The organism is Streptomyces sp. NPDC059166 (assembly GCF_042755185.1).
Lineage (GTDB): Bacteria > Actinomycetota > Actinomycetes > Streptomycetales > Streptomycetaceae > Streptomyces.
In genome coordinates this window covers 224,420-249,620 of the sequence record NZ_JBHZCI010000001.1, presented here as the reverse complement: position 1 = coordinate 249,620, position 25,201 = coordinate 224,420, and the positions used below count along the sequence as shown (strand labels likewise).

Sequence of the window (25,201 nt, the reverse complement as noted above, 5' to 3'; positions counted from 1 at the left end):
CGACGGTCCGAAGGGGCGAACCCCTCCGCCCGGGACCCGTCCCCCGTGCGGCGGCCCCGGCAGCCGCATCCGTACCCCGGCCGAGGCCGTGGGAACGGATGGGGCCCAGCCGGTACGGCCGCCGCCCGGCACCGAGCGGACGCCCTGGGCGGGCCCGCCGCCGGGCAGCCGCCCGAAGCCGGGGCTGCCCGGCGCCCGGGCGGCCGGGCGGCATACGGCTCCGGCTCGGTCCTGCTCGGCTCTACCCGGCTCTACTCGGCCAGAGGCAGATACACACGGTTTCCCGCGGCCGCGAACTCCTTCGACTTCTCCAACATCCCCGCCTCGATCTCCTCAGCCGTCGAACCCGTGTCACCACCGAACTGCTCCGAGATGCTCCTGCTGATCTTCATCGAGCAGAACTTCGGCCCGCACATGGAGCAGAAGTGCGCCGTCTTGGCCGGCTCGGCGGGCAGGGTCTCGTCGTGGAACTCCCGGGCGGTGTCCGGGTCGAGAGCCAGGTTGAACTGGTCCTCCCAGCGGAACTCGAACCGGGCGTCGGAAAGGGCGTCGTCCCACTCCTGCGCCCCTGGGTGCCCCTTGGCGAGGTCGGCCGCGTGAGCGGCGATCTTGTACGTGATGACACCCGTCTTCACGTCGTCGCGGTTCGGGAGCCCCAGGTGCTCCTTCGGCGTGACGTAACAGAGCATCGCCGTGCCCCACCAGGCGATCATCGCCGCGCCGATCCCGGAGGTGATGTGGTCGTACGCGGGAGCCACATCGGTGGTCAGCGGGCCCAGCGTGTAGAAGGGCGCCTCCTCGCAGATCTCCTGCTGGAGGTCGATGTTCTCCTTGATCTTGTGCATCGGGACGTGTCCCGGACCCTCGATCATCGTCTGGACGCCGAACCGCTTGGCCACGGAGTTGAGTTCGCCGAGCGTGCGGAGTTCGGCGAACTGCGCCTCGTCGTTGGCGTCCGCGATCGAGCCGGGGCGCAGCCCGTCACCGAGCGAGTACGTCACGTCGTAGGCGGCGAGGATCTCGCACAGTTCCTCGAAGTGCTCGTAGAGGAACGACTCCTTGTGATGCGCCAGGCACCAGGCCGCCATGATGGAACCGCCCCGGGAGACGATGCCGGTCTTCCGGCGGGCCGTGAGCGGGACGTACGGCAGCCTCACCCCGGCGTGCACGGTCATGTAGTCGACGCCCTGCTCGGCCTGTTCGACGACCGTGTCCTTGTAGATCTCCCAGGTCAGCTCCTCGGCCCGGCCGTCCACCTTCTCGAGGGCCTGGTAGAGGGGGACGGTCCCGATCGGCACGGGCGAGTTGCGCAGCACCCATTCACGGGTGGTGTGGATGTTCCGCCCGGTGGACAGGTCCATGACCGTGTCCGCGCCCCACTTGGTCGCCCAGGTCATCTTGTCCACCTCCTCCTCGATGGACGAGGTGACCGCGGAGTTCCCGATGTTGGCGTTGACCTTCACCAGGAACCGCTTCCCGATGATCATCGGCTCGATCTCGGGATGGTTGACGTTGGCCGGCAGCACGGCCCGCCCCGCGGCGATCTCCTCGCGCACGACCTCGGGTGCGACGTTCTCCCGGATCGCGACGTATTCCATCTCCGGGGTGATCTCCCCCCGGCGCGCGTAGGCGAGTTGGGTGACCGGGCGGCCGTCGCGGCTCCTGCGCGGCAGCCGGGGACGTCCGGGGAAGACCGCGTCGAGGTTGCGCAGACCGCCGCGGGGCGACGTGTGCCGGACTCCGTCGTCCTCGGGACGCGCCGGCCGGCCGGCGTACTCCTCGGTGTCCCCGCGGGAGATGATCCAGTTCTCCCGGAGCGGGGCGAGCCCGCGGCGTACGTCGGTGTCGATGGTGGGGTCGGTGTACGGGCCGGACGTGTCGTACAGGGTCACGTCCTTCCCGTTGGTGAGATGCACCTGACGGACCGGCACACGGAGGTCCGGGCGCGAGCCCTGGACGTACCCCTTGTGCCAGCCGATGGACTTACCGGCCCCGTCGTTCCCGGTGTCCACGGAGTCGGGCATGCTCTCCGTGGCCCCCTTGAGCGATGCGTTCCGCTTCGAGGCAGGCGTGCGTGCGTCCGCTGTGGTCATGAGACCTACTCCCTACGCCGGCATTACCCGGTAACAGGTTCGGCGGTCGGCGCAGCTTTCCCGTAGACCCCTCAGGGAGATACGAAGGTCAGCGCCCTCTCAGCCCGGTGCTCCGAGCTCCCGCGTGTACAGATGTGGCTCCACGCTAACCCCCGTCGTGGCGTGCTGGCCAGAGGGCCTACCCACTCCTTGGGATGATCGGTGGGTGACCTCCCCCGGAACCACCCCCGAGCCGCACGGCCACGCATCAGGCAGCACACAGAGCCACGCGCACGTCCATTCCCACAGTCACGGCCCGGCCGCGCCCGTGTCCAAACACCTGCGCAAGATCATCGCCGCCGTACTGATCCCCTTCGCCGCGGCGGTCCTGGTCGGGCTGGTGGTGTTCTGGCCGGGAGGCGCACCTCCGCACGAGCGCACGGGCGTCGGCTTCGACCGGCAGACCCAGGACGGCCGGGTGACGAAGGTCGTCCAGGTGGACTGTGCCGACGTCAACGCCTCACAGGTTCCGCCCACCGGTGACACCTCCACCCCGTCCGGGAGGGAGGCGGTCAACGGGCAGAAGGGGCAGTGCAAGAAGGCCACGGTCGAGGTGACGTCCGGCGAGGACAAGGGCCGTACGTTCGTCGAGGTCGTCCAGCCCGATGCCCCACGCCAGCTCCACGAGGGACAGGGCGTGGTGGTCGCCTACGCGCCCGACGCGCCGAGTGACCTGCAGTATTCGGTGACCGACGTGGACCGTACGTTCCCGATGGCGCTGCTCGCCGGGATCTTCGCGGTCTCCGTGGTGGTGGTCGGCAGGATGCGCGGGCTCATGGCGCTGATCGCGCTCGCCGTCTCGTTCGGCGTGCTGACCCTCTTCATCCTGCCGGCGATCCTCCAGGGCTCGAATCCGCTGGTCGTGGCCGTGATCGGATCGAGCGCCATCATGCTCATCGCCCTCTACACCTGCCATGGGCTGACGGCCCGTACCTCCGTGGCCGTGGTCGGGACGCTCATCTCACTGCTGCTGATCGGTCTGCTGGGCTCCCTGTTCATCGGCTGGGCGAGCCTTACCGGCAACACCGACGACAACACCGGCCTGATCCACGGGCTCTACCCGGAGATCGACATGAGCGGCCTTCTCCTGGCCGGCGTGATCATCGGATCGCTCGGTGTCCTGGACGATGTCACCGTCACCCAGACCTCCGCCGTCTGGGAACTCCACCAGGCCGATCCGACGATGGGCGCCCGGCGGCTCTACCGCGCGGCCATCCGGATCGGCCGCGACCACATCGCCTCGGTCGTGAACACACTCGTGCTCGCCTACGCGGGCGCGGCTCTCCCCCTGCTGCTGCTCTTCTCGATCGCGCAGAGCAGCGTGGGCACGGTCGCCAACAGCGAACTCGTCGCCGAGGAGATCGTCCGGACCCTGGTCGGATCGATCGGGCTGGTCGCCTCGGTACCGGTGACGACGGCGCTCGCGGCCCTGGTGGTCTCCGCGGACCGCACGGGGACCGGCGCGGAAGCCGGAGCTCCCGCGCCCGCGCGGACCGGGAGGGGGCGACGGCGCAAGACATGACGCGGGGCAGCACACACATGCCCATGAGCCGGGACACGGAGATCTGGTGCATCGGTCGGCGGTGTTCCGTGCCCGGCCGGTCCCTCGCCGTCAGCCGGCGTTCTGCTCCTTGGCGAGGATGCGGCCCAGCGCCTCCTCCAGACTGCCGTCGAAGTCACCCAGCGTGTGCTCCTGCCCCAGTGGCACCAGCTTGTCCGTCCGGTCGAGGAAGGCCACGAGTGGTGCCGTTCCGGCCCTGAACAGTGCGCGGTCCGCACCGACCTGAAGGCGGATGTGTACATCGGAAAGCCCTTCGGGCTCGGTCGGGCCGATGTGCACATCACCGTCACCACTGGGGCTGTTGAGACCGTCGAGCAGCAGCTCGCGGCCGAATGCCCAGGTGACGGGGGCGTCACCGGGCAGGTGGAAGGTCATCCGGATCGCATACGGATCGCTTACCTCGTACCGGAGCTCCACCGGAATACGGAAGGAGAGCTCCTCGGAGACGAGGAAGCTCATCATGACCTCTGCCTGAACCGACTCGCGCATCGTTCAACCCCGCAGTAGATGAAACTGGCCAGGAATGATCCCCCATGGCCCTATTGACGCCATCGTGGTGCACGCGATAGCAGATCACAAGGAGTGATTTTTCAGATACTGATAGAGAACACGAACGAGCGCAAGAGAGTGGTTACTTCGCAGCGTAGTTGTTCGACTGCGGGGAGCAACCGTTCCTCTTGGTGCAGAGGGAGAGAAACAGCCATGGCCGCGACGGCGCTACCGACAGTGATCGGGATGGCGGCGCAGACCGTTCCGATGGCGTACTCCTGGCGTTCGATGACCGGTTCCGCATGTTTCATCGACCGCAGCCGGTGCAGCAGCGCCTGACGGTCCCTCACCGAGTAACGGGTCAGCGGCCGGACCGGGTGACGATCGAGATGGTCCTCGCGCGCCCGCTCGTCGAGCTGCCCGAGGAGGCATTGCCCCAGGGCATGGGCATGACCGGTCTCTCGGAACGACGCCCACTCGTGCACCGCCGGAACGGCGGGCGTATCGGCGACGGCGACCATCTCGATCTCGCCATCCTTGTACAGCGCGCAGTACACGGGAGCGCCGATGACCTCGGCCCAGTGGGCCAGCGAGTCGACGATCACCCCGGGCCGCGGCGTCGCGGGGCCGCCACGGAGACGTTCGGCCGCGTCACCGAAGAGGAAGACGCCGTTCTCCCTGCGGAGATAGCCCTCATAAGTCAGGGTGCGCAGCAGGTGGTAGGCGGTCGGGAGGGAGAGGCCGGCCTCCCTGGCCAGCTGCTTCGCCGGCGCACCGTCCCGATGGGTGCCCACAGCCTCCATAAGTCTCAGTGCACGCTGAACCGAACCGATCAACGTCGGGACAGCGGTGCTCGATGCCGTGGTCACAGGTCACCCCCAGGCATGGTGACGGGCTGTCAGCCCTCCCGAGGGGGCCGCCCCCACGGGCCCGCCGCGAGCCTGGGGTCCGGAGACCGGACGGTCGCACAAACCACTGGGCAGGATGATGACGGGCCGTCATTTCCCAGCTGGCGGCAGCGGTATGCCACTGTATCGGCACGTACAGTCACGAGTGAGGTTTCAATCCGTACTTAGCTCAGCTGGGCTAATCGCCGCATCCGCGGTTGCCGCGGTGTCCGAGCGGCCGTGCACCTCCCGGCCCGGAGGTGCGGTCCGGGCGGTGCGCACGGGCCGAACCTCCGGTACTCCTCGGACGATCCCGGACGCCCCCCGCGCTACCAGCCGCCGCGCTCGGAGGACGACATGAACTTCCGGACGACGAAGATCAGGCCGCCCACGAGGACGACGAAGACCAGCGCCTTGAAGAGCAGGCCGATGACGAACCCGACCACGCTGGCGATCAGACCGCCGAACACGACGATCGCGATGAGAGGCACCGCGACCCACTTCACCCACCAGGGCATCCCCGCGAAAATCTCCCGCACCGCCATCGCCGTTACCTCGTCTCTGTGAGTTCCTGCCTCGATGCTAGAGGCGCGGAGGTGGTCGGCGGAGCGCCGGGAGCCCTTGAACTCCCCTGAACGATCCCCTAGGGAACATCGCGGCAGCCCGGGGGCGCCCCCGGGGCGTGGCCCTGACGGTGGTCAGCCCTCCGGCGGGGAGAAGACCACCATCACCCTGAGGTCCTCGGTGATGTGGTGGAACTTGTGGGGCACGCCCGCAGCCACGTGCACGACGCTCCCCCGCCCCACGAGCGTGGTCTCCGTACCCACGGTGATCGAGGCACGCCCGCTGACGACGAAGTACACCTCGTCCTGCTTGTGCGGCTGCTGGGGATCCACCGCCCCCGCGTCCAGGGCGTACAGGCCGACGGACATGTTCCGTTCGCGGATGAACTGCAGATACGCACCGTCGTTGGCGGCACGCTCCGCCTCCAGTTCGTCCAGCCTGAAAGCCTTCATCGTCCGTCCGCCCCTCGCGCCCGCACTGCTGAGTACCGTCGGTGCCCACCACCGATCACGTCTGCCACGATCAGACACATGAAGAATTTCGTAGTCAAGACGATCGCCAACGCCGGTGCGCTGGCCGTGGCCATCTGGTTGCTCGACGACATAACGCTGACCGGGGACGACACCGGACGCAAGGTGCTCACCCTGATCGTCGTCGCCTTGTTGTTCGGGCTGGTGAACTTCGTCGTCAAGCCGGTGGTGAAGATCCTCACCCTGCCGCTGTTCATCCTCACACTGGGGCTGATCACCCTCGTCGTCAACGCCCTGATGCTCCTGCTGACCTCCTGGCTCGCCGGCCTCGTCGACCTGAATTTCCACGTGGACGGATTCTGGACGGCGGTCCTGGGCGGCCTGATCATCTCGGTCGTCTCCTGGGCACTCAACGTGGTGCTGCCCGACGAGGACTGAACCTTCCAGATCCGTCCCGATCACACGACCGAGCCGACCGGTGGAATCCGCAGAGACGAGGACCGACGATGAGCACGACGGGCGACGGAACGCGGGCCGTGAGAGCAGGCCTCCCCGAACCGGAGCAGTACGAGCCGACACTGCCGGGGCCGGTCTTCGCCGCGCACTTCCACCTGTCCGGCGAACCCGTCGGCCCCTACACCTACGGCCGGGACGGCAATCCGACCTGGACCCGCCTGGAGCGCGCCATCGGCGAGCTGGAGGCTCCGGGCGAAGCGGTCGGGACCACGGTGTTCGCCTCCGGGATGGCGGCCGTCTCGGCCGTTCTGCTCTCCCAGGCACGCACGGGCGACGTCGTCGTCCTGCCCGACGACGGCTATCAGGCACTGCCCCTGGTACGGGAGCAGCTGGAGGCGTACGGCGTCGAGGTACGGACGGCGCCGACCGGCACGAACGCGCAGCTGGAGCTGCTCGACGGTGCGAAGCTGCTGTGGATCGAGACCCCCTCCAACCCCGGGCTCGACGTCTGTGACGTCCGCGGGCTCGTCGAGGCCGCTCACGCGGCGGGCGCACTGGTAGCGGTGGACAACACGCTCGCGACGCCGCTCGGTCAGCGACCGCTGGAACTGGGGGCCGACTTCTCGGTCGCGAGCGACACCAAGGGCATGACGGGGCACGGGGACATCCTGCTCGGCCACGTGAGCTGCAGGGACCCCCGGCTCCTGGACGGGGTGCGCCGCTGGCGCAAGATCGCGGGGGCGATCCCCGGTCCGATGGAGGCATGGCTCGCGCACCGCTCGCTGGCGACGCTGCACCTGCGGATCGACCGGCAGTGCGCGAACGCGCTGGCCCTCGCCGAGGCCCTGGCCGGACGCGCTGATGTGAAGGGCCTGCGCTACCCCGGGCTGCCGGACGATCCGTCGTACCCGACCGCTGTCCGGCAGATGCGTCGATTCGGCTCCGTGGTCTCGTTCCGGCTGGCCGACAAGGAGACCGCCGAACGCTTCCTCGCCGAGCTGCGTCTCGTCGACGACGCCACCAGCTTCGGAGGCGTACGTTCCACCGCCGAACGCCGGGGACGCTGGGGCGGGGACGCGGTGCCGGAGGGCTTCATCCGCTTCTCGGTCGGCGTGGAGGACATCGAGGACCTACTGGCGGACGTGGAACGCGCGCTGGACGCCTGCGCGCGCTGAGCGCCGCCGGACGGCTGAGCACCGCCGGACGCGTCAGCGGTGCCGGACGCTGAGCACCGCCGGACGCGTCCGCGGTGCCGGACGCTGAGCACCGCCGGACGCGTCCGCGGTGCCGGGCCGTCTGCGCCTCCGGGCGGGGCACCGGAGTTCCTTGGCGTGCCGAGTGGCGAGTGGAGCGCGGGACGCCTCGACGTGCCGCGCGGGGCGCCGGAGGCCTTCGCGTGCCGGACCGCCTGCGTGTGCCGAGCGGGCGCCGGAGACACCTGCGCGCGCTGAGCGCTCCCCGGGAGGTACGGCAGCAGGACCGGCCGGGACGAGCGTCCCCGTCCACCGGGCCGGTCCTGCTCGGTGCGGGTGGCCCGAGCCTCCCCCCTCGTGGCTCGGTCCACCCTGGCTCCGCGTCCAGAGCCTTCTGGTCAAGGCTAGTTGACTGTGCGTCAGTGTCCAATCACGGTAGCGACAGCTGGGTATCGACATATTTATAGTTGGGCGCTCACGCAGCCGGTGACGGGATTGCGCAACCTGCGCGGGGGGAGTGGCGAAGCATGGATCTGGCCCTGTTGCGCACGTTCGTCACGGTGCACCGGGCGGGATCGTTCACCCGGGCGGCCGCCCTGCTCGGCCTGTCCCAGCCCGCGGTCACCTCTCAGATCCGGACACTGGAGCGACAGCTGGGTCGCCCCCTGTTCCTGCGCCGTGCCCGCGGGGTCACACCGACCACCGTGGGGGACGAGCTCGCACACCGCGCGGCACCCCATCTCGACGCGCTGGTCGACATCGTCGAGGCCGGCGCCGACGAAGGATCCGGGGTGCGGACACTGCATCTGGCCGGGCCTCCCGAGTTCACCTCGCTGAGGGCGCTGCCCGCCTTGGCCCCGCTGGTCTCACAGGGGCTCTCCGTGCGCAGCGTCTTCGTCTCCGGCACGGAGGAGGCTCTGGAAGGGCTGGCCGCGGGCCACCATGATCTGGCCATCACGACCGCCCGTCCACGCGGGGGGCTGCTGACGTCGACCACGCTCTGCGACGAGGAACACGTCCTGGTCGCGGCTCCTCGCTGGGCAGGCCGCCTGGGCCCCGGGGCCCTGCGGCACAAGGGGCCGATCGTCCTGGAGCAGTTACCGGTGATCGAGGTCCACGAGAGCCTCCCCCTGGTCTCCCAGTACTGGGCGTCGGTGTTCGACAGCCGCCCTGCGGCGTCCGCCGCCGTGATCGCTCCTGATCTCCGGGCCGTTCTCGAGTGCGCCGCGGCAGGCGCCGGCCTCGCCGTGCTACCCCGCTATCTGTGCCAGTCAGCCCTGGAGCGGGGCGAGGTCGTGGCGCTGCACGATCCTCCGGTGCCACCACTCCGTACGTACTTCCTCGCGGCGAGGACCGGCACACTCGGGCTTCCCCATATCGCCCGGGCGCACGAGTGGCTGGCGCGTGCCGCTGTGGACTGGTGACCGGTCGGCCGATACGAGTTTCAGATCGGAATTCCTGGGCCACTCTCTTGCCATGACCGAACGCCCCGTGGTCAAGCGCACAGCACGCGCCGTGCTGCTCGACGGCGATGACCTCATCCTGATCAAGCGCACCAAGCCCGGTGTCGACCCGTATTGGCTCACCCCCGGCGGGGGCGTGGAGCCGGAGGACGCCACGGTCGTCGACGCGCTGCACCGCGAGGTCGACGAGGAGCTCGGCGCCAAGATCGTCGATGTCGTGCCCTGCTTCGTCGACACCGTGGAGCACATCGCGGGTGGCGGAGTGAAGGGGGTCAAGGTGCAGCACTTCTTCGTCTGCCGACTGGCTTCGATGGATCTGTCACTCCGGCACGGACCTGAGATCGACGAGCCCCGCGGAGAGTACGAGGTCGTCCGGGTGCCCTTCAGCCGCGTGGGGATCGCCGCGGTCCATCTGGTGCCCTTGTCGCTTCGGCACTACCTGGACGGGAACATCGAAGGCGTCCGGGCGATGCACGCGCCCGATCTGGGCTGACACCACCACTCGGGACTCCGGAAGCCGACGCCGCCCGCCCGCGACGCGCCCTTCGTACGGTCGCGAGCGCCTTCGGGCTGTGCAGCGGCGGGCTTGCCCTGGGACGTCCTCCCCTCTTGGCTGGACGCACGTTTCACGTGAAACGTGCGTCGCTTGGTTCCGGCAGGCCTGGGACGATGCGTGTCATCGCCCGGCGGGACGTCATGGAGCGTGTCAGGTAGGGAGGCCCCTGCTTCCGCTGAGCCGTCCGGACGGACAGGGCCGCCGGACGGCTCAGCGGCGGCGGAACGCCCCGCCAGGCCGGTCCGCCGCCGAAAGCACCGGGCAACGGTCATCGAGCCGTAGGCACCGAGACCGCGGGCGCCTGCTCACCGGGAGCGGAGGATCCCGTAGGGGCAGATCCACCCGTAGCGGAGGACCCCGCACGCACGGAGGACGGCGTGGACGGACCTGACTGCACGGCCTGCCGGCGTTCGAGCGCCCCTGAGACGATCGCCAGGAGGAGCGCCGAGGCGGCGAGCGCAGCGCCCACCCAGTTGGGGGCGGTGTATCCGAATCCGGCCGCGATCACCATCCCGCCGAGCCATGCCGCCAGCGCGTTCCCGAGGTTGAAGGCACCGATGTTGACCGCCGAGGCGAGGGTGGGAGCTCCGGCGGCCTGGTCCAGAACTCGCTTCTGCAGCGGGGGCACGGTCGCGAAGCCGAGACCTCCGATGAGGACGATGGTCACCGCTGCGGAGATCCTGTTGTGGGCGGTCACGGTGAACAGGGCCAGCACCAGGGCGAGCGCACCCAGGGAGACGTACAGCATGGGCATCAGCCGACGGTCCGCGAACCGCCCACCGAGCAGATTCCCTCCGACCATGCCGAGGCCGAAGAGCACCAGCAGCCAGGTGACGGATGATGCCGCGTAACCGGCGGTCTCCGTCATCATGGGCGTGATGTAGGTGATGGCCGCGAACACACCGCCGAAGCCCAGGACCGTCATCGCCATGGCCAGCAGCACCTGGACGTTGCCGAACGCGGCGAGTTCGTGGCGGAGCCGTACGCCCTGAGGTTTCGGCTGCTCGGGGACGAGCTTCGCCACCCCGAGGAGCCCGAGGACTCCGAGTCCCGCGACGACGACAAAGGTCACACGCCAGCCGAAGGTCTGCCCGACGAAGGTGCCGAGCGGAACCCCGACGACATTGGCGACGGTGAGCCCGGTGAACATCATCGCGATGGCACCGGCCTTCTTCTCCGGGGCCACCAGCCCCGCTGCCACCACGGATCCGATACCGAAGAAGGCTCCGTGGGCGAGTGACGCGACCACACGGCCCGCGAGCATCACACCGAAGACCGGGGCAAGAGCGGACACCAGGTTGCCGACGATGAACAGCCCCATCAGGAGCATCAGCATCCGCTTCCTGGTCACCCTGGTGCCCAGGACGGTCATGATCGGAGCCCCCAGGACCACACCCAGGGCATAGCCCGTGACGAGGAAGCCGGCGGTCGGGATCGAGACCTGGAAGTCGGCAGCCACCTCCGGCAGCAACCCCATGATCACGAATTCTGTGGTGCCGATCCCGAATGCCCCGATGGCGAGGGCTAGGAGCGCGAGCGGCATGAGCTCACCCCTTCCTGACTAATGCGTGTGCGCTTTACAGGCGTGAACAATACTTGCACGCGCCGCTTAATTGCAAGCGCGGGCTATTGCGTACGTGCCCTACCCTGGAGGCAACCGGCTCCGGTACGGAGGAGAGACCCCATGACAGCGACAGACCCCGCACTGACGGCCCTCGCCCAGAGCTGGTGCGCCCTCTCACTGCTCCACGGGAAGATCGAAGCCCGGATCGAGCGGGCACTGCAGACCCGGCACAACCTCAGCGCGCGTGAGTTCTCGCTGCTCGACGTCCTGAGCCGACAGCACAGCGGTACGGGCGGCCACCTTCAGATGAAGCAGGTCGCGGACGCGGTGGTACTGAGCCAGAGCGCGACCACCCGGCTCGTCACCCGGCTCGAGGACCGCGGCCTGCTCACGCGGTACCTCTGCGACACCGACCGCCGAGGCATCTACACCGATGTCACGGAAGCGGGTCTCACGCTGCTGAACGAGGCCAGGCCCACGAATGACACCGCACTACGGGCCGCTCTCGACGAGGCGGCCGAGAACCCGGAGCTCGCCCCTCTGGTCCGTACCGTCGAGTCCCTGAAGGTCCCCGCCTGACCCCTGTGTCTTGCGTAGTCTGCCGATCATGAGCGACCTCGACATACGCCCCGCGGAGCCGGCCGACATCCCCGCCATCGTGGCCATGCTGGCCGACGATCCGCTGGGGGCGCAGCGCGAGTCCCCGGACGACCTGGAGCCCTATCACTCGGCGTTGCGACGCCTCGCCGGCGACCCTCACCAGCACGTGGTCGTCGCCGTACGCGACGGTCGTGTGGTGGGGACCCTGCAGCTCACGATCGTTCCCGGGTTGTCGAGGCGTGGGGCGACCCGGTCCGTCATCGAGGGCGTCCGGGTCCATGCCGACGAACGCGGGAGTGGTCTCGGGACACAGCTGATCCAGTGGGCGGTCGACGAGTCCCGGCGTCAGGAGTGCCAGTTGGTCCAGTTGACGTCGGATGCGACCCGCACCGACGCGCATCGCTTCTACGAACGGCTCGGCTTCACCGCGAGCCATGTCGGCTTCAAACTCGGTCTGTGAAGACGCCAGTTCCTCACGTCCCACGCGCCCCGGGAGGTATCGCGTGCATCGCATCGACGACGAACAGCGCCGGATCAGACTCGGTCGGCGGCATCTGCTCGCCCCGTCCGCTCGCGCCGACTCCGCTGTCGCGGTAGCCGATGCCGTCGTCGCCCTGCACGCGACAGACGCCGCCACGGTTCACCTGTCGGTCTGCGCGCGCATGGCCGATCCCGCGGTCGGCTCTGTGGAGAAGGCGCTCTATGACGATGTCTCCCTGGTACGGCTGCTGTCCATGCGGAACACCCTGTTCGCTGTCTCCACGGAATGCGCGCCGTCAGTCGACGCGTCGTGCGCACGGCCGGTCGCGACGAAGGAGCGCCGTAAGCTCGTCGCACATCTCCGGGAGGACTCGAACGGGCTGGACGAGCACTGGCTCGCGGATACCGAACGGCAGCTCCTTGCCGAGCTGGCCGCCCGGGGCAACGCCACGGGAAGCGAGCTGTCCGCGGCCGTACCGGCCTTGCGTACGAAGATCACGGTCTTCCCCGGAACCAGGCAGGAGACGGTTCAGGGGGTGGCCTCGCGCGTGATCCGCGTACTCGCGGCGGACGGGCGCATCCGGCGGGACCGGCCTCGCGGCTCCTGGACCTCCAGCCAGTTCCGTTGGACAGCGGCCGAGCCGTGGCCATCCTCGGACCCCGCGGAGGCGCGCGCGGACCTCACCCGGCGCTGGCTCCTGGCCTACGGCCCCGCGACCGAGGCGGACCTGAAGTGGTGGACGGGCTGGGGCATCCGTGAGACGCGCGCCGCCCTGGCCGCTGTGGGCGCCGAGGAAGTCCTGCTCGACAGCGGGGCCGTCGGCTGGGTCTCCCCCGGGGACATCTCCGCCGAGGCGGCTCCGGAACCGTGGGCCGCGCTCCTGCCCGGACTGGACCCGAGCGGGATGGGCTGGGCGGACCGCGGCTTTCACCTACCTGCCGCACACCGTGCCGCGCTGTTCGACCGGGCCGGCAACATCGGTCCCACGGTGTGGTGGAACGGCACGATCGTCGGAGGCTGGGCGCAGCGCGCCGACGGAGAGATCGCCTGGCGGCTCCTCTCCGACGTGGGCCGGGACGCCTCCCGTCTCATCGAGGCGGAGGCGTCCCGGTTGTCGGCGTGGGTGGGCCCGGCCCGGATCACTCCACGTTTCCGCTCGCCCCTGGAGCGCGAGCTGACGGCCTGACCACCCGTCTCCTCCGTGGTTCGCCAGCACGTGCCTACCCGGTCGGTCGATCCATGGCGCCGACCGGAGCGGGGAGCTCGAGACGGGACGTTCGGGGCGGGGCGTCCAGGGCGCAGCACTCATGGCGGGGTGTCCGGAGCGGGGCGTTCAGGGCACGGCGTTCACCCTTCGGCTCCGGTTTCACGTGAAACGCCCCCGCACGCCGCCTCAGAGCGCGAGACCTCGCCATCCGTCCTCGTCCACGCCCCCAGGAATGGACTCACTGGCCCCGTACGGCTCCCGGGTGAAGGCGAACGATCCGAGGTCCAGGTGGTCCACACGGCCGTCTTCCGCGCGTACCACTCGGAGCGTCTCCCCCGCGTAGTAGCCGTTGAGGCCCGTCCAGGTCCCATCAGGACGCGCCCGGAAGCGGGCCGTGCGACCGGCACCGCGCAGAGGATGGAGCTCGAGCCCTCTGTCCGCGAGCAGCCTCAGTCCGTACACATGGGTGCCCCAGTACCAGAGGCCGGTCAGTGCCAGGAGCTCCCTGTCGACGTCGGGCAACGGGCGCCACGGGGCAGGGATCCGGGGCTCCGCCTCGGCCACGATCTGCACCAGATCAGCGGCTACCCCGCCGACCTGCGGGCCCGAGGTGGCGTTCGTGAGTACCACCGCCGCGACATCGTCCTCGACGCTGAACCACAGCGTCGCGAGAAAGCCGGGAAGCGAGCCGGAGTGACCGAGGAGCGTGCGTTCCCCCCGACGTACGCACTGGAGTCCCAGGCCGTAGGTGGAAGCCCAGTCTCCGGCCTCGGCGGGTGCGGCCGGTGTCCGCATCTCCGCGACCGAGGACGCGGACAGCACCCGGTCGTCGCCCTGGACCAGGAACTCGGCGAACCGGAGCAGGTCGGTGGTGGTCGACCAGAGCTGACCCGCCGGAGCCATCAGCCCGAGGTCCTCGACCGGCTCGGGCAGCATGACATCGGCCCACGGATGAACGGCCCAGGCCCCCGCATGCGGAGCATGGGCATGCGGAGTCGTACGGTCCATGCCCAGTGGTTCCAGGATCTCCCTCCGCAGCACGTCGGCCCAGGATGCGCCCCGCACTCGCTCGACGAGTGCCCCGAGGAGCGTGTAGCCGGGGTTGGAGTAGTGGTGCCCGTGTCCGGAGGGATGGATCAGAGGTTGCTCGCCGAGCACGTCCGCCAGACCGGGCCGGGTCTCGCCAGGCGTCCTCTCCCACCAGGGGGCAGGGGTCTCGGCGGCCAACCCGCCGCTGTGACCGAGTAGCTGGAACACGGTCACCTGGCCCACATCCACGCCGGGGAGGTGCTTCTGCAGAGGATCATCCAGGTACAGCAGCCCTTCGTCCCGCAGCCGCATCACGAGTACGGCGGTGAAGGTCTTGGTCAGTGAGCCGATCCTGAACTGCGTATCGCCGTCGGGCTCGTGGCCGTCCACACAACTGCGCGCACCGCTCCAGGCGAGCCGGCCGTCGCGTTGTACCGCAGCGACGAGAGAAGGCGTACGGCCTTCGGCCTGTGCTGTGGCAATGCGGTGCAGCAGAGCTCGGCGCGTGGTCGGAAGCAGCACTTCGGAAGTGGTCATACCCCAGGATGACCATGTCCCTGCTCACCGAGGACCACATCACCGCAGGCCGTCAGGTGCTCAGTGGTCGGGACAGGACACTGCTCAAGTGATTCGGAGCCCTGAGCAGCCGTCATCCGGCCGAAGGGAAGGTACCGTTCCCGGGCGCCATCGGCCCGCCCGAAGGGGTCATCCCCTCACCGCCGTCGCCTCCGCGCTGCCTCCGCGCTGCCGAGAGATCAGCCGGGCCGGGATGCGATTCGACGACGGGCAGAAGCCCACACCTGCTCGAACTCCTCGGAGGTCAGTTCTTCGGGGTCGTAGCCTTCCCATTCCGAGACAGGCAGCTCAGCTGTGATTTCGAACCTGCTGTCGTAGGCGTCGAGGCGGCCTGTGGCGTAGGTCTGCTGCCATTCCGCGAGGGAAGCAGCCGCGACGGGTACCAGCTCAGACCCTTGGAGTTCGACCTGCCGGACCACCCAGCCTTCGGCGTCGACCTCGAAGTGGAACCAGGTGTCCTCCTCGTCCCAGTGGCAGCGCATCCAGGTGGTCATCCGGCCATGGTCCCGGACGCACCGCCCTCCCCCGCTTCGTAGCACGACTGCGAGAAGAATCCCGCGGATCGGTCAAGCCGGAAAGGAGAGCCGTCCCGGGTTGGATCCCAGCCTTCGTCCCGTGCGTCGCGGATGCCGGCAGCAATGTGAACTGGGCGAATGGGTTCCGCTTCGACGCCCACCCAGTTATCAGGATGGGCCTGGCCACTGGTGACGATCAGGACCGTGCCCGGCCGGCTGCCGTCGGCCCGTTCGACCGCGTAGGTCACCGGTGTCCAGCAGAGCCCCTGCATGTAGGAGGGCTTCCTGCGGATTCGCCAGCGGTACTCCGTCCCGTCAACGGTTATGCGCCGGGAGCCCTTCTTGTTCAGCGCCATCTTCCTCCTCCGGCGTCGGACTGTAGCGCCGTGCGACGAGCCCGTCTCCCGGGGTGGCCATCCTCAGCGCGTCGGCAGACTCCGGCGGTGCCCTCGAACTCCCCGCACCCCGCTCAACCCGACCCCATCCCCGCTGACCCTGATCTCCATCCGGATCTCGCGGCTGCCGGCAAGTCAGGCCGCAGCCCTGGCACTGCCTGCTGCTGATCAAGGGCTCGGTCTGGGTGCGGTGCTGAGCAACGATGCGTACCGCTGCGGACAGACGGCGTCCCCAGCACCAACCCTGGCCGGGAACCCTGCTGGATCGCCATCGGATCGGAGAACCGTTGGTTCAGCATCAACGGCTCGTGCCAGGGAATCCGTGCTCTCAGGCTCGACTTCAGATCCGGGGGAGCGAGGGGCTGCCCGCAATTCGCTCACCAGGGACATCGGGACGGTCCTGAGCCCGAACTGCGGCAGGTTGGGAGCTCCGCGAGGTCCACGATCATGCTGCGTTCATCGAGGTGAGCAAGCTGGCCGAAGCGCATGGACTCGGTCCGACGGAAGCAGTCGCCGTGCGGTGGCGACTTCTGTTGGAAGGCCTGCACCAGGACGCCGATCGGCTCGACCCAGCCCGCCAGACACCGGCGCTCGCCGAGGAACCACCGCGGCAGCGCCCCTCGCCATGGCGAGGGGCGCGCTTCCGGCCGACTGCTCCCCTGCTCTCTCAGGCACCGCAAACGATCAGAGTCGGGGCCGATCCACGATCCGACTCTGCATGGCGCTGATGGCCGCGCTCACTTGGGCGCCGAAGGGAGTCGACCTCACGGCCCCGCCGCGCTCCACGCGTTCAGGCAACGCCTGCCCGAGGTCCCTGTCGAGGCGGTTGCTCTGGACCACCAGGGCCGACGGTGCCGCGCGATCCGAGGCCCTACGGGGAGGATCAGGTCTGAGCCATGTCGACGAAGCGGGAGTAGTGGCCCTGGAAGGCCACGGTGATCGTCGCCGTCGGACCGTTTCGGTGCTTGGCCACGATCAGGTCCGCCTCACCGGCTCGCGGGGACTCCTTCTCGTAGGCGTCCTCACGGTGAAGCAGGATCACCATGTCGGCGTCCTGCTCGATGGAGCCCGACTCACGGAGATCGGAGACCATCGGCTTCTTGTCGGTGCGCTGCTCGGGACCACGGTTCAGCTGAGAGAGCGCGATCACGGGCAGTTCGAGCTCCTTGGCCAGGAGCTTGAGGTTACGCGACATGTCCGAGACCTCTTGCTGACGACTCTCAGCCCTCTTCGCCCCACCGGACTGCATCAGCTGCAGGTAGTCGATCACCACGAGCTTGAGGTCGTTGCGCTGCTTGAGCCGACGGCACTTCGCGCGGATCTCCATCATCGAGAGGTTCGGCGAATCGTCGATGTAGAGCGGCGCGGCCGACACATCCGGCATCCGGCGCGCCAGACGTGTCCAGTCCTCGTCGGTCATGGTGCCGGAGCGCATGTGGTGGAGAGCCACCCTGGCCTCGGCCGAGAGCAGACGCATCGCGATCTCGTTGCGACCCATCTCCAGGGAGAAGATGACACTCGGCAGATTGCTCTTGATCGAACAGGCGCGGGCGAAGTCCAGGGCAAGTGTGGACTTACCCATGGCGGGGCGGGCCGCGATGACGATCATCTGACCGGGGTGAAGCCCGTTGGTCAGGGAGTCGAGGTCGGTGAAACCCGTCGGCACGCCGGTCATCTCACCGCTACGGGAGCCGATGGCCTCGATCTCGTCGAGAGCACCCTCCATGATGTCGCCGAGCGGAAGGTAGTCCTCGCTGGTCCGCTGCTCCGTGACGGCGTAGATCTCGGCCTGGGCCGAGTTCACGATCTCGTCGACGTCGCCGTCGGCCGCGTATCCCATCTGAGTGATCTTGGTGCCGGCCTCGACCAGGCGTCGCAGTACCGCCCGCTCATGGACGATCTCCGCGTAGTACGAGGCGTTGGCCGCAGTCGGTACGGACTGGACCAGGGTGTGGAGGTACGGAGCTCCACCGACCTTGGTGATCTCGCCTCGTTTGACGAGTTCCGCGGCCACCGTGATCGGGTCGGCCGGCTCGCCCTTGGCGTAGAGGTCGAGGATCGCCGTGTAGACGGTCTCGTGAGCAGGACGGTAGAAGTCGTGCCCCTTGATGATCTCCACGACGTCGGCGATGGCGTCCTTGGACAGCAACATGCCGCCGAGGACCGACTGCTCGGCGTCCAGATCCTGCGGGGGAACCCTCTCGAAGCCCGATGAGCCGCCGTCCCAGCCACTCTCCCGGCCGCGCTCGTGCTGCTCGTCGCGCCCTTTGCCCTCACCGCGGCGCTGACGGGAAACAGGCAGACGGTCGCTTGGACCGACATCGGCCCAGGGATCGTCCAAAGGCTCGGGAATGCTCACCGGGCCACCTCCTCCCGTCCGCTTCGCGGACCTAGCCATGCCACTCTTTCTTACGGCACGGCACCGACAAACAAGGCGCCCGACTCCGGTTCCGGCGCATCAAGTTCTGCGGGGTTTCCTAGCGGGAACGGAGTGCGGGCGCCGGACCACGGTAGGCCCGTCCGCACCGTCAGCCAATCTGGTTATCCACAGGGCATGTGGACGACAGACCAGATGCTGTGGAGAACTCGGCAGATCCTGTGCACGGACCAGGGGACAGCACTGTGGACAAACTCATAACGGCCCACTCCTAGCCCGTCTGACCTGCAGCTTCCCCATCCACCGGCTGTGGGAGAGAAAAACTTCCACCCGCAGCTCAAGATCACCAGAAACGACCTTCCCGTTGACCTTGGAGCACAGGTCGAGTAAGGACCACTCGAGGCTTGCATCTATTACCTGTGGAAGATTAGATTGACCCTCATGACAAAGGCGCTCACGACTCCGCCGACCCCACGACGCCGGCATGATCGCGAGATCATCGCCCTCGCCGTGCCGGCCTTCGGCGCCCTTGTCGCCGAACCGCTCTTCGTCATGGTGGACAGCGCGATCGTCGGCCACCTGGGCACCCCGCAACTCGCCGGACTCGCGGTCGCAGCGGCCCTGCTGACCACGGCGGTGAGCATCTTCGTCTTCCTCGCCTACGCCACCACCGCCGCGGTCGCCCGCCAGGTGGGGGCGGGACATCTGGCATCCGCGATCCGTCAGGGAATGGACGGCATCTGGCTCGCCCTCCTCATCGGCGCGGCGGTCGTGGCCATCACTCTTCCTCTGGCTCCGTCGCTCATCGAGGTCTTCGGGGCATCCGAGACCGCGACACCGTACGCCGTCACCTATCTGAGGATCTCCACTCTCGGCATCCCGGCGATGCTCGTCGTACTGGCAGCGACAGGAATCCTTCGTGGGCTGCAGGACACCCGGACCCCCCTCTACGTCGCCATCGGAGGGTTCGCGGCCAACGGCGCCCTCAACGCCGGACTGGTCTACGGGGCCGGACTCGGTATCGCCGGTTCCGCGTGGGGCACCGTCATCGCACAGGTCGGCATGGCCTGCGCCTATCTGGTCGTCGTGATTCGCGGTGCGCGTAGGCACGGAGCGTCGCTGCGTCCGGACTCGGCAGGCATCCGGGCGAGCGCGCAGGCCGGCATGCCTCTGCTGGTCCGCACGTTGTCCCTGCGCGCCGTCTTGATGATCGCCACCGCGGTGGCTGCCCGGCTCGGTGATGCGGACATTGCCGCGCACCAGGTCATTCTTTCGCTCTGGAGCCTGACAGCCTTCGCCCTCGACGCGATCGCGATCGCAGGACAAGCCATCATCGGCCGCTATCTGGGAGCCGGCGACGAGGACGGCGCTCGTGAGGCATGCCGACGGATGGTGCAGTGGGGCATCGCGTCCGGAGTGGTCATCGGCGCCTTGATCGTCCTCGCCCGGCCACTCTTCGTCCCTCTCTTCACGAGCGATCCATCCGTGCAGGACACACTGCTCCCCGCTCTGCTGGTGGTCGCTCTCTCCCAGCCCGTGTCCGGCGTGGTCTTCGTCCTCGACGGAGTACTGATGGGAGCCGGGGACGGACGCTACCTGGCCTGGGCAATGATCCTCACCCTGGCTGTCTTCGCGCCGGTCGCGATGGTGGTGCCACATGTCGGGGGAGGCCTCACCGCTCTGTGGGGAGCCATGACACTGATGATGACCGTCCGGCTGGCGACACTCTGGTTCCGCATGCGGTCGGACCGATGGATCGTGACGGGAGCCACGCGCTGAGGCGACCGAGGCTCCGGGCAACGGACCGGCCACCGCTCCCCTCTTCGCCCGCCCTTGTTTCACGTGAAACGGCAAAGGGCCGCACCCTGGGGTGCGGCCCTTCACTTAGCTCTGCTGAGCTGTGCCCTTAGGCAGCAACGACCTCGATACCGAGCTTCGCAGCGACCTCGGGGTGCAGACGGACGGACACCTGGTGTCCGCCGAGCGTCTTGATCGGCGAGCCGAGCTCGACGCGACGCTTGTCGACGTCCGGACCACCGGCGGACTTGATCGCCGAAGCGATGTCAGCCGGGGTGACGGAGCCGAAGAGGCGGCCGGCGTCGCCGGAGCGGACAGCCAGACGAACCTTGACGGCCTCGAGCTTGGCCTTGATCTCGTTGGCCTGCTCGATCGTCGCGATCTCGTGGATCTTACGGGCGCGGCGGATCTGCGCCACGTCCTTCTCGCCACCCTTGGTCCAGCGGATGGCGAAGCCACGCGGAACCAGGTAGTTACGGGCGTACCCGTCCTTGACGTCCACGACGTCGCCGGCGGCACCGAGGCCAGTGACCTCGTGGGTGAGGATGATCTTCATGATTCGGTCACCCTTCCCTTATCGCGCGGTGGACGTGTAGGGCAGCAGCGCCATCTCACGGCTGTTCTTGACTGCCGTGGCGACGTCACGCTGGTGCTGCGTGCAGTTGCCGGTGACGCGGCGGGCACGGATCTTGCCGCGGTCGGAGATGAACTTCCGCAGCATGTTCGTGTCCTTGTAGTCCACGTACTGGGTCTTGTCCTTGCAGAACGCGCAGACCTTCTTCTTAGGCTTGCGCACAGGCGGCTTCGCCATGGTGTTTCTCCTGTGTGATCAAGAAGTGGGGTTACGAGCTGCCCTAGAAGGGCGGCTCGTCCGAGTAGCCGCCGCCGGAACCACCGGAGCCGCCGGAGCTTCCGCCCCAGCCGCCCTGCTGGCCCCCGCCCTGCTGGCCGCCGCCGGAGGGAGCGCCGGTAGCCCACGGGTCGTCGGCGGGAGCACCGCCGCCACCCTGCTGGCCACCACCGGGACCGCCGCCCCAGTTACCGCCACCCTGCTGGCCACCGCCGTATCCACCCTGGCCACCGCCCTGACCACCGCGACCCGTGGTCTTGGTGACCTTGGCCGTGGCGTTCTTCAGGCTGGGGCCGACTTCCTCGACATCCAGCTCGTAGACCGTGCGCTTGACGCCCTCACGGTCCTCGTAGGACCGCTGCTTCAGCCGGCCCTGCACGACGACGCGCATGCCTCGCTGGAGCGACTCCGCGACGTTCTCCGCCGCCTGACGCCAGACCGAGCAGGTGAGGAACAGGCCTTCGCCGTCCTTCCACTCATTGGTCTGACGGTCGAAGATGCGGGGAGTGGACGCGACACGGAACTTCGCGACCGCCGCACCGGACGGGGTGAAGCGCAGCTCGGGGTCGTCGACGAGATTGCCGACGACCGTGATGACGGTCTCGCCTGCCATGGGTGAACCTCTCGGCGGGGATTGCTTCTGGCTGCTTGCTACTCGAACCCGATGACCGCTGAGCTAGAAGCTCAGTGGGTCTCGGGACGGAGGACCTTGGTCCGGAGGACCGACTCGTTCAGGTTCATCTGTCGGTCGAGCTCCTTGACGACCGCAGGCTCGGCCTGCAGGTCGATGACCGAGTAGATGCCCTCGGGCTTCTTCTTGATCTCGTAAGAGAGACGACGACGGCCCCAGGTGTCGACCTTCTCAACCTTTCCGTTGCCCTCACGGACGACGGAGAGGAAGTTCTCGATCAACGGGGAGACTGCTCGCTCCTCGAGATCGGGGTCGAGGATGACCATCACCTCGTAGTGACGCATGTGGAACCCACCTCCTTTGGACTCAGCGGCCACGGTCGTTCCGTGGCAGGAGGGTCGTGATGCGTAAGCAACAGTGTCTCCGAGTAAAACAGCCGCCACTGACAACGTCCGTCTTCGTGAGTCGAGGGAGGCCGCAGTGCTGGCTCAAGGCAGACACCGGTGCAGACCGTACAGAGTACCCGCAGACCGGCTTCCGGTTGAAATCCGGTGTTCAGGGCGCACAATCGAGACAGACGCGGTGTGACAGGCGCTACATTGCGCCGCCCTTCCCGCCAGGAGGTACTCCATGGCACAGACAGCCCGTCTCGCAGGCACCGGGATCGCTCCCAGCCGAATGGCCAACACCCGGCCGGCCACCGGATCCCTCTTCGCCACCGATGGCAGGCCGCATCCGCTCCAGGAAGCGCTGATGGTCGTGACCGGCGTCCTGGGCGTGCTCGCGTTCGTGACGGCGATGTTCCACAACCTGCACCTGATCAGCTCGTGGGCCGGGCTGATCGGCATCCTGACCGGCGCCTACGGCCAGTACATCTCCAGGACCACCTGGCAGCGGTTCGGCCTGATCATGGGAATCGGCGCCTCCGCGGTCGGCTTCTACCTGGGTATGGCGCACGGCGGCCTCTTCGGCGGCGTCGTCACCTGACCAGCAGAGTGCCGGCGGACGCGACGCCGGCACCCAGGCCCGGTGTCCCGCCGGGCGATCCCGCACAGGTGGTGCCCGGTCAGGTCCGGATGGGCCAGCCCGGGCGCCCCTCGGTCACAGTAGGCTTCGGCGCGAGAGCCGGAGCCCCTGACCGATGGGGACACACCTGCCGAGGAGCGCCCCGCATGAGCCTGACCCTGAGGACCATCAGCCGAGAACAGCACCTGGCGTACATCCAGAGTCTGCCCTCGGCCAGTCATTGCCAGGTCCCGGCGTGGGCTGACGTGAAGACCGAATGGCGTTCCGAGAACCTGGGCTGGTTCGACAAGAGCGGCGAGATGGTCGGCGCCGGACTGGTGCTGTACCGCCAGCTCCCCAAGATCAAGCGCTATCTCGCCTATCTGCCCGAGGGGCCGGTCATCAACTGGTACGCCCCGAACCTGGACGAGTGGCTCCAGCCGATGCTCGCCCACCTCAAGCAGCAGGGCGCCTTCTCGGTGAAGATGGGCCCGCCCGTCGTCATCCGCCGCTGGGACTCGGCCGCCATCAAGTCGGGCATCCAGGACCCGGATGTGAAGCGGCTGCGTGACGTCGAGGCCAGCCACATCGAGCCGCGCGCCTTCGAGGTCTCCGACCGGCTGCGGAAGATGGGCTGGCAGCAGGGCGAGGACGGCGGCGCCGGGTTCGGCGACGTACAGCCCCGGTACGTCTTCCAGGTCCCGCTGGCCAACCGCTCCCTCGAAGATGTGCTCAAGGGCTTCAACCAGCTCTGGCGGCGCAACATCAAGAAGGCCGACAAGGCCGGGGTCGAGGTCGTCCAGGGCTCCTACGAGGACCTGGCCGAATGGCAGCGGCTCTACGAGATCACGGCCGTGCGCGACCGGTTCCGTCCGCGTCCGCTGTCGTACTTCCAGCGCATGTGGTCGGTCCTCAACTCCGAGGACCCCAACCGCATGCGGCTGTACTTCGCCCGGCACAACGGCGTGAACCTGTCCGCGGCCACGATGCTCGTCGTCGGTGGGCACGTCTGGTACTCCTACGGCGCCTCGGACAACATCGGACGCGAGGTCCGCCCTTCCAACGCCATGCAGTGGCGGATGCTCCGCGACTCGTATGCGATGGGCGCGACCGTCTACGACCTGCGCGGCATCAGCGACTCGCTGGACGAGACCGACCACCTCTTCGGCCTGATCCAGTTCAAGGTAGGCACCGGCGGGGAAGCCGTCGAATACGTGGGCGAGTGGGACTTCCCCCTCAACAAGCTGCTGCACAAGGCGCTCGACATGTACATGTCGCGCCGCTGATCCCGTCCCGATCACATCCATCAGCTCCTCTCCTCTCTCTCACTTACACCGCATCCACCAGAAAGGTTCCGGGCCGGCCATGGCGCTCTCCCTCTACGTCGACACCGCGCGCTGGCGGGCGCACCAGAAGTCGGTGCTGGACCAGTTCCCCGGTCTCGTCCCGGTCTGCAAGGGCAACGGATACGGCTTCGGGCACGAGCGGCTGGCCGACGAGGCCATCCGGTTCGGTTCCGACACCCTGGCCGTCGGGACGACCTACGAGGCCGCTCACATCAAGGACTGGTTCAGCGGCGACCTGCTCGTCCTCACCCCTTTCCGGAGGGGGGAGGAACCGGTGCCGCTGCCGGACCGGGTGATCCGGTCCGTCTCGTCCGTGGACGGGGTGCACGCCCTGGTGGGCGCCCGGGTCGTCATCGAGTGCATGAGCTCGATGAAGCGCCACGGGGTGAAGGAGGAGGAGCTCGGCCAGCTGCACGCGGCCATCGAGGACGTACGCCTCGAGGGCTTCGCCCTGCACCTGCCGCTCGACCGCACCGACGGGTCGGACGCGGTCGAGGAGGTCATCGCCTGGATGGACCGGCTGCGTGCCGCCCGGCTGCCCCTGCACACGATGTTCGTCAGCCATCTGCGCGCCGAGGAACTGGCCCGGCTTCGACAGCAGTTCCCGCAGACACGTTTCCGCGCCCGCATCGGCACCCGGCTCTGGCTCGGTGACCACGAGGCGACGGAGTACCGCGGCGCGGTCCTCGACGTCACGCGCGTCGTCAAGGGCGACCGGTTCGGCTACCGCCAGCAGAAGGCGGCTTCGGACGGCTGGCTGGTCGTCGTCGCCGGCGGTACCTCGCACGGCGTCGGCCTGGAGGCGCCCAAGGCCCTCCACGGCGTGATGCCGCGGGCCAAGGGCGTCGCGCGGGCGGGGCTGGCCACCGTCAACCGCAACCTGTCGCCGTTCGTGTGGGCGGGCAAGCAGCGCTGGTTCGCGGAGCCCCCGCACATGCAGGTGTCCATCCTGTTCGTGCCCTCGGACGCCCAGGAGCCCAGGGTCGGCGACGAACTGGTGGCCCACCTGCGGCACACGACCACCCAGTTCGACCGCCTCGTGGACCGGTAGGCCAGA

At 68.4% G+C, this 25,201-nt stretch carries 26 protein-coding genes and 1 riboswitch; of the genes, 12 read left to right on the top strand and 14 right to left on the bottom strand.

All coding sequences use genetic code 11. From position 1 onward, the window contains the following. Nucleotides 1-251: 251 nt before the first annotated feature. Entirely contained in the window at nucleotides 252-2,093 is a 1,842-nt protein-coding gene (gene thiC, locus ACFXOA_RS01145) for a phosphomethylpyrimidine synthase ThiC (protein WP_385020548.1), read from the bottom strand. After that, nucleotides 2,086-2,227: riboswitch (TPP riboswitch) on the bottom strand. It overlaps the preceding gene by 8 nt. Nucleotides 2,228-2,298: 71 nt before the next feature. Between thiC and ACFXOA_RS01140 the strand changes: the two genes are divergently transcribed. Next, the gene (locus ACFXOA_RS01140; protein WP_385020545.1) at nucleotides 2,299-3,654 is read left to right on the top strand and encodes a YibE/F family protein; all 1,356 of its coding nucleotides are present in this window, start codon (nucleotides 2,299-2,301) and stop codon (nucleotides 3,652-3,654) included. 90 nt (nucleotides 3,655-3,744) lie between these two features. On the opposite strand, the gene ACFXOA_RS01135 is transcribed toward ACFXOA_RS01140, so the two are convergent. The 4 genes from ACFXOA_RS01135 to ACFXOA_RS01120 form a co-directional block, all read right to left on the bottom strand. Further along, entirely contained in the window at nucleotides 3,745-4,182 is a 438-nt protein-coding gene (locus tag ACFXOA_RS01135; protein WP_033296801.1) for an SsgA family sporulation/cell division regulator, read from the bottom strand. Nucleotides 4,183-4,283: 101 nt separating this feature from the next. Beyond that, entirely contained in the window at nucleotides 4,284-5,051 is a 768-nt protein-coding gene (locus ACFXOA_RS01130) for an IclR family transcriptional regulator (RefSeq protein WP_385020542.1), read from the bottom strand. A gap of 347 nt (nucleotides 5,052-5,398) precedes the next feature. Then, nucleotides 5,399-5,608: a DUF5326 family protein gene (locus ACFXOA_RS01125; RefSeq protein ID WP_385020713.1), complete on the bottom strand. Its 210-nt coding sequence runs from the start codon at nucleotides 5,606-5,608 to the stop codon at nucleotides 5,399-5,401. Nucleotides 5,609-5,767: 159 nt separating this feature from the next. Next, entirely contained in the window at nucleotides 5,768-6,085 is a 318-nt protein-coding gene (locus ACFXOA_RS01120) for a cupin domain-containing protein (RefSeq protein ID WP_385020539.1), read from the bottom strand. A 78-nt stretch (nucleotides 6,086-6,163) separates the two neighbouring features. Here ACFXOA_RS01120 and ACFXOA_RS01115 point away from each other — a divergent pair, with 78 nt between their 5' ends. The 4 genes from ACFXOA_RS01115 to ACFXOA_RS01100 all read left to right on the top strand — a co-directional run bounded on the left by ACFXOA_RS01115 (nucleotide 6,164) and on the right by ACFXOA_RS01100 (nucleotide 9,708). Then, complete coding sequence (locus ACFXOA_RS01115) at nucleotides 6,164-6,541, top strand: phage holin family protein (RefSeq protein WP_385020536.1); 378 nt, start codon at nucleotides 6,164-6,166, stop codon at nucleotides 6,539-6,541. Nucleotides 6,542-6,609: 68 nt separating this feature from the next. Next, entirely contained in the window at nucleotides 6,610-7,734 is a 1,125-nt protein-coding gene (locus tag ACFXOA_RS01110; RefSeq protein WP_385020533.1) for a cystathionine gamma-lyase, read from the top strand. Nucleotides 7,735-8,279: 545 nt separating this feature from the next. Then, the gene (locus ACFXOA_RS01105) at nucleotides 8,280-9,176 is read left to right on the top strand and encodes a LysR family transcriptional regulator (RefSeq protein WP_385020530.1); all 897 of its coding nucleotides are present in this window, start codon (nucleotides 8,280-8,282) and stop codon (nucleotides 9,174-9,176) included. Between the two features lie 52 nt (nucleotides 9,177-9,228). Next, the gene (locus ACFXOA_RS01100) at nucleotides 9,229-9,708 is read left to right on the top strand and encodes an NUDIX domain-containing protein (protein ID WP_385020527.1); all 480 of its coding nucleotides are present in this window, start codon (nucleotides 9,229-9,231) and stop codon (nucleotides 9,706-9,708) included. Between the two features lie 331 nt (nucleotides 9,709-10,039). Here ACFXOA_RS01100 and ACFXOA_RS01095 read toward each other — a convergent pair whose 3' ends face one another. After that, nucleotides 10,040-11,314 (bottom strand): MFS transporter, encoded by a 1,275-nt coding sequence (locus ACFXOA_RS01095; RefSeq protein WP_385020524.1) that lies wholly within the window; start codon nucleotides 11,312-11,314, stop codon nucleotides 10,040-10,042. A 141-nt stretch (nucleotides 11,315-11,455) separates the two neighbouring features. Between ACFXOA_RS01095 and ACFXOA_RS01090 the strand changes: the two genes are divergently transcribed. The 3 genes from ACFXOA_RS01090 to ACFXOA_RS01080 are packed head-to-tail and all read left to right on the top strand — an operon-like array spanning nucleotide 11,456 to nucleotide 13,602. Next, a complete protein-coding gene (locus tag ACFXOA_RS01090) occupies nucleotides 11,456-11,914 on the top strand; it encodes a MarR family winged helix-turn-helix transcriptional regulator (protein WP_385020521.1) in 459 nt (152 codons plus the stop codon). Nucleotides 11,915-11,942: 28 nt separating this feature from the next. Then, nucleotides 11,943-12,395: a GNAT family N-acetyltransferase gene (locus ACFXOA_RS01085; RefSeq protein ID WP_385020518.1), complete on the top strand. Its 453-nt coding sequence runs from the start codon at nucleotides 11,943-11,945 to the stop codon at nucleotides 12,393-12,395. 43 nt (nucleotides 12,396-12,438) lie between these two features. Continuing rightward, a complete protein-coding gene (locus ACFXOA_RS01080; RefSeq protein WP_385020515.1) occupies nucleotides 12,439-13,602 on the top strand; it encodes a winged helix DNA-binding domain-containing protein in 1,164 nt (387 codons plus the stop codon). Nucleotides 13,603-13,809: 207 nt separating this feature from the next. Here ACFXOA_RS01080 and ACFXOA_RS01075 read toward each other — a convergent pair whose 3' ends face one another. The 4 genes from ACFXOA_RS01075 to dnaB form a co-directional block, all read right to left on the bottom strand. Beyond that, entirely contained in the window at nucleotides 13,810-15,189 is a 1,380-nt protein-coding gene (locus ACFXOA_RS01075) for a serine hydrolase domain-containing protein (RefSeq protein ID WP_385020512.1), read from the bottom strand. A gap of 218 nt (nucleotides 15,190-15,407) precedes the next feature. Continuing rightward, entirely contained in the window at nucleotides 15,408-15,722 is a 315-nt protein-coding gene (locus tag ACFXOA_RS01070) for a hypothetical protein (protein WP_385020509.1), read from the bottom strand. Next, on the bottom strand, nucleotides 15,719-16,099 hold the full coding sequence (locus ACFXOA_RS01065; protein WP_385020506.1) for a hypothetical protein: 381 nt from the start codon (nucleotides 16,097-16,099) through the stop codon (nucleotides 15,719-15,721). The genes ACFXOA_RS01070 and ACFXOA_RS01065 overlap by 4 nt, the downstream gene beginning before the upstream one ends. A 922-nt stretch (nucleotides 16,100-17,021) precedes the next feature. Next, entirely contained in the window at nucleotides 17,022-18,479 is a 1,458-nt protein-coding gene (gene dnaB, locus ACFXOA_RS01060; protein ID WP_181011555.1) for a replicative DNA helicase, read from the bottom strand. 477 nt (nucleotides 18,480-18,956) lie between these two features. On the opposite strand from dnaB, the gene ACFXOA_RS01055 reads away from it, so the two are divergent. Continuing rightward, nucleotides 18,957-20,294: an MATE family efflux transporter gene (locus ACFXOA_RS01055; protein WP_385020503.1), complete on the top strand. Its 1,338-nt coding sequence runs from the start codon at nucleotides 18,957-18,959 to the stop codon at nucleotides 20,292-20,294. Nucleotides 20,295-20,421: 127 nt separating this feature from the next. Here ACFXOA_RS01055 and rplI read toward each other — a convergent pair whose 3' ends face one another. The 4 genes from rplI to rpsF form a co-directional block, all read right to left on the bottom strand. Continuing rightward, nucleotides 20,422-20,868, bottom strand: coding sequence for a 50S ribosomal protein L9 (gene rplI / locus ACFXOA_RS01050; RefSeq protein WP_014155197.1), 447 nt, complete (start codon nucleotides 20,866-20,868; stop codon nucleotides 20,422-20,424). Between the two features lie 18 nt (nucleotides 20,869-20,886). Further along, nucleotides 20,887-21,123 (bottom strand): 30S ribosomal protein S18, encoded by a 237-nt coding sequence (gene rpsR, locus ACFXOA_RS01045; protein WP_003967857.1) that lies wholly within the window; start codon nucleotides 21,121-21,123, stop codon nucleotides 20,887-20,889. Nucleotides 21,124-21,166: 43 nt separating this feature from the next. Continuing rightward, nucleotides 21,167-21,775 (bottom strand): single-stranded DNA-binding protein, encoded by a 609-nt coding sequence (locus ACFXOA_RS01040; protein ID WP_385020499.1) that lies wholly within the window; start codon nucleotides 21,773-21,775, stop codon nucleotides 21,167-21,169. Between the two features lie 71 nt (nucleotides 21,776-21,846). Next, nucleotides 21,847-22,137, bottom strand: coding sequence for a 30S ribosomal protein S6 (gene rpsF, locus ACFXOA_RS01035; protein WP_006604399.1), 291 nt, complete (start codon nucleotides 22,135-22,137; stop codon nucleotides 21,847-21,849). Between the two features lie 286 nt (nucleotides 22,138-22,423). On the opposite strand from rpsF, the gene ACFXOA_RS01030 reads away from it, so the two are divergent. The 3 genes from ACFXOA_RS01030 (at nucleotide 22,424) to ACFXOA_RS01020 (ending at nucleotide 25,195) form a co-directional block, all read left to right on the top strand. Next, nucleotides 22,424-22,780 carry a hypothetical protein gene (locus tag ACFXOA_RS01030; RefSeq protein WP_385020496.1) on the top strand — a complete coding sequence of 119 codons (357 nt, stop codon included), beginning with the start codon at nucleotides 22,424-22,426 and terminating at the stop codon, nucleotides 22,778-22,780. Nucleotides 22,781-22,965: 185 nt separating this feature from the next. Next, entirely contained in the window at nucleotides 22,966-24,084 is a 1,119-nt protein-coding gene (locus tag ACFXOA_RS01025) for a lipid II:glycine glycyltransferase FemX (RefSeq protein ID WP_385020493.1), read from the top strand. 79 nt (nucleotides 24,085-24,163) lie between these two features. Next, nucleotides 24,164-25,195, top strand: a complete 1,032-nt coding sequence (locus tag ACFXOA_RS01020) for an alanine racemase (protein ID WP_385020490.1) — start codon at nucleotides 24,164-24,166, stop codon at nucleotides 25,193-25,195. Nucleotides 25,196-25,201 lie beyond the last annotated feature (6 nt).

Coding starts and splice junctions, on each gene's coding strand:
- thiC (WP_385020548.1), bottom strand. CDS start 2,093: ATGACCACAGCGGACGCACGCACGCCTGCCTCGAAGCGGAACGCATCG.
- ACFXOA_RS01135 (WP_033296801.1), bottom strand. CDS start 4,182: ATGCGCGAGTCGGTTCAGGCAGAGGTCATGATGAGCTTCCTCGTCTCC.
- ACFXOA_RS01120 (WP_385020539.1), bottom strand. CDS start 6,085: ATGAAGGCTTTCAGGCTGGACGAACTGGAGGCGGAGCGTGCCGCCAAC.
- ACFXOA_RS01115 (WP_385020536.1), top strand. CDS start 6,164: ATGAAGAATTTCGTAGTCAAGACGATCGCCAACGCCGGTGCGCTGGCC.
- ACFXOA_RS01110 (WP_385020533.1), top strand. CDS start 6,610: ATGAGCACGACGGGCGACGGAACGCGGGCCGTGAGAGCAGGCCTCCCC.
- ACFXOA_RS01105 (WP_385020530.1), top strand. CDS start 8,280: ATGGATCTGGCCCTGTTGCGCACGTTCGTCACGGTGCACCGGGCGGGA.
- ACFXOA_RS01100 (WP_385020527.1), top strand. CDS start 9,229: ATGACCGAACGCCCCGTGGTCAAGCGCACAGCACGCGCCGTGCTGCTC.
- ACFXOA_RS01095 (WP_385020524.1), bottom strand. CDS start 11,314: ATGCCGCTCGCGCTCCTAGCCCTCGCCATCGGGGCATTCGGGATCGGC.
- ACFXOA_RS01090 (WP_385020521.1), top strand. CDS start 11,456: ATGACAGCGACAGACCCCGCACTGACGGCCCTCGCCCAGAGCTGGTGC.
- ACFXOA_RS01085 (WP_385020518.1), top strand. CDS start 11,943: ATGAGCGACCTCGACATACGCCCCGCGGAGCCGGCCGACATCCCCGCC.
- ACFXOA_RS01075 (WP_385020512.1), bottom strand. CDS start 15,189: ATGACCACTTCCGAAGTGCTGCTTCCGACCACGCGCCGAGCTCTGCTG.
- ACFXOA_RS01070 (WP_385020509.1), bottom strand. CDS start 15,722: ATGACCACCTGGATGCGCTGCCACTGGGACGAGGAGGACACCTGGTTC.
- ACFXOA_RS01065 (WP_385020506.1), bottom strand. CDS start 16,099: ATGGCGCTGAACAAGAAGGGCTCCCGGCGCATAACCGTTGACGGGACG.
- ACFXOA_RS01055 (WP_385020503.1), top strand. CDS start 18,957: ATGACAAAGGCGCTCACGACTCCGCCGACCCCACGACGCCGGCATGAT.
- rplI (WP_014155197.1), bottom strand. CDS start 20,868: ATGAAGATCATCCTCACCCACGAGGTCACTGGCCTCGGTGCCGCCGGC.
- rpsR (WP_003967857.1), bottom strand. CDS start 21,123: ATGGCGAAGCCGCCTGTGCGCAAGCCTAAGAAGAAGGTCTGCGCGTTC.
- ACFXOA_RS01040 (WP_385020499.1), bottom strand. CDS start 21,775: ATGGCAGGCGAGACCGTCATCACGGTCGTCGGCAATCTCGTCGACGAC.
- rpsF (WP_006604399.1), bottom strand. CDS start 22,137: ATGCGTCACTACGAGGTGATGGTCATCCTCGACCCCGATCTCGAGGAG.
- ACFXOA_RS01030 (WP_385020496.1), top strand. CDS start 22,424: ATGGCACAGACAGCCCGTCTCGCAGGCACCGGGATCGCTCCCAGCCGA.
- ACFXOA_RS01025 (WP_385020493.1), top strand. CDS start 22,966: ATGAGCCTGACCCTGAGGACCATCAGCCGAGAACAGCACCTGGCGTAC.
- ACFXOA_RS01020 (WP_385020490.1), top strand. CDS start 24,164: ATGGCGCTCTCCCTCTACGTCGACACCGCGCGCTGGCGGGCGCACCAG.